The organism is Chromatocurvus halotolerans, assembly GCF_004340525.1.
Lineage (GTDB): Bacteria > Pseudomonadota > Gammaproteobacteria > Pseudomonadales > Halieaceae > Chromatocurvus > Chromatocurvus halotolerans.
This window is the reverse complement of the sequence record NZ_SLWX01000043.1, coordinates 1-1,313: the sequence shown is the minus strand read 5'-3', so window position 1 is coordinate 1,313 and position 1,313 is coordinate 1. Positions and strand designations below refer to the sequence as shown.

2 protein-coding genes are annotated in these 1,313 nt (G+C 61.8%); both read right to left on the bottom strand.

Annotated elements, in window-relative coordinates; translation table 11 throughout:
- A partial coding sequence (istB, locus tag EV688_RS17315) for an IS21-like element helper ATPase IstB (RefSeq protein ID WP_207895414.1) occupies window positions 1-755 on the bottom strand: 755 nt, incomplete at its 3' end.
- Window positions 742-1,313 (bottom strand): Mu transposase domain-containing protein (locus EV688_RS17515; RefSeq protein ID WP_424282868.1); only part of this gene is annotated, 572 nt, incomplete at its 5' end. The genes EV688_RS17515 and istB, both read right to left, overlap by 14 nt.

Sequence of the window (1,313 nt, the reverse complement as noted above, 5' to 3'; positions counted from 1 at the left end):
TTTCTCCGCTTGCTGTTGCCGCTTGCCAGGCTGTGACGGAACCGCCAGGACTCGTTGCCGGTTTCCACAATGTGGCAGTGGTGGGTGAGACGGTCCAGCAGTGCTGTGGTCATCTTGGCGTCGCCGAACACACTGGCCCATTCGGCAAAGCCCAGGTTGGTGGTGATCATCACGCTGGTGCGCTCGTAGAGCTTCGAGAGTAGATGGAACAGCAAGGCTCCCCCTGCCTGGCTAAACGGCAGGTACCCCAACTCGTCTAGGATCACCAGATCAACATGGGTCAGGCGGTATGCCAACTGGCCCTGCTTGCCGGCAGCCTTCTCCTGCTCCAGAGTGTTCACCAGTTCCACCGTCGAGAGGAACCGAACCCGGCGCTGATGGCGCTGGATCGCTTCCACACCGATAGCGGTGGCCAGGTGGGTCTTGCCGGTGCCCGGTCCGCCAATCAAGACCGCGTTTTGCGCACTGCTCATGAACTCGCTGCTGTGCAGCCGACGGACCAGAGCTTCATCGACCCGCGCCTGGGTAAAATCGAAGCCCGCAAGGTCACGGTGCGCCGGGAACCGGGCCGCCTTCATCTGGTAGGCCAGGGATTTGACTTCCCGCTCCGCTGACTCCGCCGCCAAGAGCACCTGCAAGACTTGCTCCGCGTCCAGGGCATGACTACGTGCCTTCGCCATCAGTTCCGGCAAGGTCTGCGCCATGCCGTGCAGCTTGAGCGCCTTCAGTTGTGAGATCAGGTCATTGGACATCATTCACCTCCTCAGGCACCGGGCTTCGCAAATGGTCATAGCGATGCACGTTCGCCTGGGGTTCCTCGGCGAGCGTCAGCGAGGTCTCCACCGGGGCTTGCGGGAGCAGTGGTGATTGTAGCCGGGCGAGCACGTTCAGCACATGCTCACCGCTGATATTGCCGGACTCCAATGCCAGTTCGACCGCGACCAACACCGGTTCCAGACCTTCAGACACAACAGCGGCCAAAACCTGAGCCATCACCCGGTCGCCGCCCTCATGGCGCAACAGATACCGCTGCAAGGTCTTGAGGCGCTCCGGCATCTCGGTAAACGGGGCGCCGTTGCGCAGTGCGCCGGGCTTGCGCTGTAGCACGCCAACATAATGTTGCCACTCGTAGATCGTCTGGTGACGGTCAAAGCAGCGCCGATGCCGCGCCACCTCCTCATTCTCGGCAACCAGCACGAGCTCCCAGGGATACACCCGCAGGCTGATAACCTGGTGTGCCAGCTCTGCTGGCACGCTGTAGCGGTTGCGTTGGTAATGGATCAAGGCGGTAGCGGAGACCCGCACCGACTGTT